4 protein-coding genes and 2 pseudogenes are annotated in these 5,028 nt (G+C 39.5%); 3 read left to right on the forward strand and 3 right to left on the reverse strand.

Annotation, left to right across the window (positions count from 1 at the left end):
* Both B9T16_RS25570 and B9T16_RS25575 read right to left on the reverse strand, forming a co-directional pair.
* Positions 1–465: pseudogene (locus B9T16_RS25570) on the reverse strand (DNA phosphorothioation system sulfurtransferase DndC); the annotation flags it as partial.
* A 57-nt stretch (positions 466–522) separates the two neighbouring features.
* Entirely contained in the window at positions 523–1,047 is a 525-nt protein-coding gene (locus tag B9T16_RS25575; protein WP_410246086.1) for a hypothetical protein, read from the reverse strand.
* Positions 1,048–1,156: 109 nt separating this feature from the next.
* Here B9T16_RS25575 and B9T16_RS25580 point away from each other — a divergent pair, with 109 nt between their 5' ends.
* Genes B9T16_RS25580 through B9T16_RS25590 form a run of 3 tightly spaced genes read left to right on the forward strand, consistent with a single transcriptional unit; the run spans position 1,157 to position 4,679 of the window.
* The gene (locus B9T16_RS25580; RefSeq protein ID WP_410246087.1) at positions 1,157–2,737 is read left to right on the forward strand and encodes a DGQHR domain-containing protein; all 1,581 of its coding nucleotides are present in this window, start codon (positions 1,157–1,159) and stop codon (positions 2,735–2,737) included.
* Between the two features lie 45 nt (positions 2,738–2,782).
* Positions 2,783–3,964: a DNA sulfur modification protein DndB gene (locus B9T16_RS25585; RefSeq protein ID WP_410246088.1), complete on the forward strand. Its 1,182-nt coding sequence runs from the start codon at positions 2,783–2,785 to the stop codon at positions 3,962–3,964.
* A gap of 25 nt (positions 3,965–3,989) precedes the next feature.
* Positions 3,990–4,679 carry an HAD-IA family hydrolase gene (locus tag B9T16_RS25590; protein ID WP_317270554.1) on the forward strand — a complete coding sequence of 230 codons (690 nt, stop codon included), beginning with the start codon at positions 3,990–3,992 and terminating at the stop codon, positions 4,677–4,679.
* Here the strand turns inward: B9T16_RS25590 and B9T16_RS25595 are convergent.
* Positions 4,676–5,028: pseudogene (locus B9T16_RS25595) on the reverse strand (hypothetical protein); the annotation flags it as partial. The gene B9T16_RS25590 and the pseudogene B9T16_RS25595 sit on opposite strands and share 4 nt — an antisense overlap.

The following is a 5,028-nucleotide window of genomic DNA, read 5'->3' on the forward strand; positions in this document are numbered from 1 at the left end:
TTTGAGTCTTTCCGTACACCATCTAAACCCATTTCTAGGTGCAGGATATCCTTTACCTATTAGACAGCACCAAAATGTATCTTTAATTGCTGGATAAGTTAAATGAGTTTCTATCGGCATTTTCTGCTGTTTTGCCGCTATGGTTATTTGCTGCAGAGAATTGCGAATCCAGGCAGAAATAATTGGGTTTTCAACTAAAGTATCATTGGTGAGAACATAAATTTTTCTAGTCCTTTCTTCATCAGGTAAAAAAGCAATAGCATTCCAAATTAATTGAAGGACTGCTGTACTATCTTTGCCTCCACTCCAGCCAATAACTAAGGGTGTTTTGTCTTCAACGTATAATTCCCTGATTTCTTGTTGCAGTATTTCCACATCTTGTAAAAACTCTTGAACTGTTCTGGTACTATTCTTTGATTGTTGAATGTTTTCTGGGATAATTGGAAGCTGTGAAAATGTATTCATGGATTTAGCTAATAATTTAATATGTGGATAGTGAAGAATTTGATAAACAATATCAAATTACGGTTGATAAAATTCAAAGATTGACTCAAAGATTTCTTGTTCCTTAGCAAACCAAAAAGTGATTAATTGATCTACTATTTTTTGCCGATAATCATGATTGACAATCAATTGAAACATTTCTTCATCGAGATAAGCATAATCAATATCATGCCTTAGTTTGGGTATGGTTTGAGGTCTGCCACCATCATATTCAGAACTATATTGGAGATGCCAAAACTTATACTGTCCATTTTTTTTTCCATTTTTTAAATGAAAAAACGGTAAAGCCAAATCACTGCCTTTAAAACTGGTGTCTGATGAGACAGACCAATACTTTTTAAAAACATTAATTAAATCTTCAGTAATAATTATTTTGTTTTCAGCAATTTTGCCTTTAGCTATTAAATGAATAACTGATAGTAGCAAAGCGGGCTGATTACGACATTTAACTCCTAGCTTGGTATTAGTATACACTTTAATTTCTCTGATACACCTACAGTAATATTCAAGATCCTTAACTTCTTGTTCGTCTTCTGAAGACATTTTACCTCCTAACAGATAGAATAGCCTTGCCGAAATGCCCCATATAGGATAGTATATGGGTGGGCACAGAAGTTTTTAAAAACCATATCAGTATAGTAGTACAATAGCTATGACGATCGCAAGGAACCTACAATCAGAAGTCCAGCCGGGGGAACTAGGACAATTGCTAACCCAGTTGGTAAATAATAGCGATCGCATTTTAGTTCAACCCACATCAATGGGAGTCACCCAAGGATATATAGGCGCAGTCAGCCTGAAATGGGCCGCCCGTGAAATTGGTTATGCTTCCGAATTACCCCTATTTAAAAGTCATATTGACCGGGAAACCCAAAACATAGAAAGAGGTGCAGAAACCATTGATGCTATCCTACAGCGACCCCTAGACTGGTCACGTCAAGCTATCCTGGTGCAATACCTCATTACCCACAATTGGGATCGAAAATTCCCCCCCCTCGTCGTCGTTATTAGTCCCGATTGGGTAGATAACCCGAAAGCGCCACAATGGGATAAAAACGGACAAGCTACCTGTTCAGCAGCCGAATATATACCATTAGATGAACATGGAAAAATAGGCATATTAGATTTATCATCCCCCGTGTCTGTCTTTGCTTTAGATGGACAGCATAGACTTATGGGAATTCAGGGAGTTATAGAATTATTAAACACCCACCAATTACAACCCTATAGTAAATTGAAAAAGCCGGTAGGTGAACCAATAAATTGGGATAATTTGCCGATAGAAAATATACAGCCAGAACAGAAACTAGCCGAGTTAAACCAGGAAACTATTGGCATTGAATTTATCCCGGCTGTCTTACCTGGAGAAACTAGACAACAGGCACAAAGGCGGATTAGGTCTATTTTTGTACATCTTAATCAAATGGCAGTTAAACTCAGTAAAGGACAGTTGGCTGCATTAGATGAAAATGACGGCTTTTCGATTGTTTGTCGTCAGGTAGCCGTTAATCATCCCCTACTCAAAGATGAACCCGGACGTAAGCCTCGGATTAACTGGGATAGCGCCACGGTTGCCACCAAATCAACAGTATTAACCACCTTACAAGCCTTACGAGATATGGCGGAATTATATCTAGGTTATCACCCCAAATTTCAGGGCTGGAAAGCCACACAACCGGGTTTAGTTCCCTACCGTCCCGAACCGGAAGAGTTGGCATCAGGGATTCAGGAATTAATGGTTTTATTTGATGGTTTGGCGAGTTTACCCAGTTATCAAAAACTGACACAAGAAATGGAAACTCCCGATTTGAGAAGATTCGGATTTGAACGCCCCCCAGGATTAGGAAATATTTTGTTTAGACCAGTTGGACAAATAGCGATCGCTCATGGTATTGGTAAGGTAGTCTTTCACCATAAACAACCATTGGAAACCGTATTTCAAAAGTTAGTTAAATTTGATGAAGAGGGTGGTTTTAATCATATTGAATACCCTCAATCTATATGGTATGGGGTATTATATGATCCCAATAAACGCCGCGTCCGAGTAGCTGGTCGGTCTTTGGCTACAAATTTAATTGTTTATTTACTAGGAGAAATCACCGAATTAATGGATGAGGCAATTCTACGGAAACAATTGGCTGAGGCGCGCACTTTTGAAAATCGGGCGATTAATTTTGAGGGTCGGATAGTTAAACCGAGAGAAGTAGGATTACCTGACCCTATAGATTTGTGATATGATCTAGCCATAGATATTAAATTAATAACAACTAATTAAACCATGGCTAATGATGAACCTCTCCATAAAATCGACAATTTGGTAGCACCCTTTTATACTGAATACTTCCGCGAAAGGTGTTATTTGGGGTTGATGTGTCGCCAGGGAGGGCGAAAAATGATTCAAATTAATGTCCCAGCCCAAGATTTACCAACTCTCCTACAGGCGCGACCCTCCCTGGGAAATGACCCGGACTCTGGCAAAAATCGACCGGAGATTAAAGGTCATGCTGAGGAAATTAAAGACTATATTCTCCAGCGTGTTCAGAAAAATCAACCCTGGATTTTGGGAACATTGACAGCTAATGTTAATCCTGAAGATATCCAAATTATTGACTTGGGTAGAGGCGTGTGTTTTGTGGTAATTCCCCGTGGTCATAAGTTAGATATCACTGATGGACAACACCGCAAAACGGCGATTCATCAATTAATTGAAAGTGATTTAGGAAAGTTAATCGGTGAGGATGATTTTCCGATTACTTTGGTTTTGGAGGAGAATTTTAATCAGTGTCAGACCGATTTTAGGGATATGGCGCAAGCCAGACAATTAGATAAATCTTTGCTGGTTTCTTTTGGGGAACATTCGGGTCGTATTGGTATTACCAAAAATTTGGTGAATCGCGTTTCGATGTTTTATGGGAAAACTGAGAAGGTGAAAAAAAGCCCTTCCACTAAGCAGAAGTTGATTTATACTAATGCTTATATTGTTAATTTGGTTAGTTGTGCTTTTACTAATCAGCCGGATAATGACTTAGAAGATTATGATGTAGAAATGGCATCCCATGAATTAACTCAATGTCTGAATCAGTTTTTTTCGGAATGTCTGGTAACATCACATATTGCTAATCAGAGTGTGGATGAATTAACGGTTGAAGAAGTGGCGAATTTTAAGGAAAAATATTTATTGGGTTTTCGGGTGGGCTTGGAAATACTGGGGCGACTGTTATATATGACCTATGACGGTCAGCAAAATGAGTTTAATCGAAATCAAATATCTGAGTTGGCGCAACTTGACTGGTCGCGGGAGAGTCGCCTATGGGAAAATAACGTGGTAACTATAGATCCTAATCCGAAAAACCCTCATAAACCCTATAAAATTTCGATGGGGGCTAGTCAGGTGAGAATTGCGGTTAATATAGTTAAAAGCCATTTGGGTTGGGGTTCATCTCATCTCTATCTGAGTTAAATGTTATGGTGGGGGTAGTATACTGATGATAGCCATTTTTAAGGATATCTTAAACCCTATGGCCGATCGCTATCAAAAAATTATCATATTTGACTTTGATGGGACTTTAGCTGATACCTTGGAAGTGGTGATTAGCATCATCAACGACCTGGCGGAAGATTTTGGATATTCCCCCACCACAGCTAGTGATTTAGACAAATTACAAAACCTCAATTATCGCCAAATTATTAAGCTGTCCAATATTTCCCTATTCAAAATTCCCCGACTCCTGCGCCGAGTCCAGAAGGAATTACAAAATAATCTCGGGTCGATTTCTCTATTTCCGGGTATTCCCGAAGCGTTACAGGACCTGAAACGCCAAGGCTGTCAACTATATATTATCACATCTAACTCGCGAAATAATGTGGAATTTGTGTTAAACCGACATGGTATTTTGGGACTTTTTGATGATATCAACTCTGAGTCCACACTATTCGGTAAACACCGAATTATTAACCGCCTACTCAAACAGCAAAATATCCCCAAACATCAAGCCGTTTATGTGGGAGATGAAACCAGAGATATCACAGCAGCGCACAAGTCGAAAATCTATAGTATAGCAGTCACTTGGGGGTTTAACTCTGCTAATATCCTGGCTCAATATCAGCCGGATTTGATGATTAATGAACCCCAAGACCTCCCTCGGACGATCGCATCTATTTTGCCGATAAATTAGCCTTCCGACTCCCGATTTAATCCCATCAAAACGGCCCGATCGCTAACATTTTTATAAATGGTGTCTAAATACTGCATAACCACATCCGCCGCCGTAGCTGTAGTCCCCAGAGGAATTGGACCCAAAACATCCAAAACTGTCTCGCTTCCTGGTGGTGGTGAAATCACGACTAAAGAAGATTCTAACTGTTGGTTATACTGCCAATATCCACTAACAACAGGAGGTTGATAACCTTTGATAGATGGGGATACTTGGGAGGTTTTGCTGTCTTTTTTAACCTCACCGGAACCCCGTATATGTCGCAATTTAGCGATAATCTCTTCTTTCAAGCGTCCCCGCAATTGAAATA

The organism is Arthrospira sp. PCC 8006 (genome assembly GCF_046480465.1).
GTDB classification, from domain to species: domain Bacteria; phylum Cyanobacteriota; class Cyanobacteriia; order Cyanobacteriales; family Microcoleaceae; genus Limnospira; species Limnospira platensis.

Coding starts and splice junctions, on each gene's coding strand:
- B9T16_RS25580 (WP_410246087.1), top strand. CDS start 1,157: ATGACGATCGCAAGGAACCTACAATCAGAAGTCCAGCCGGGGGAACTA.
- B9T16_RS25590 (WP_317270554.1), top strand. CDS start 3,990: ATGATAGCCATTTTTAAGGATATCTTAAACCCTATGGCCGATCGCTAT.
- B9T16_RS25585 (WP_410246088.1), top strand. CDS start 2,783: ATGGCTAATGATGAACCTCTCCATAAAATCGACAATTTGGTAGCACCC.
- B9T16_RS25575 (WP_410246086.1), bottom strand. CDS start 1,047: ATGTCTTCAGAAGACGAACAAGAAGTTAAGGATCTTGAATATTACTGT.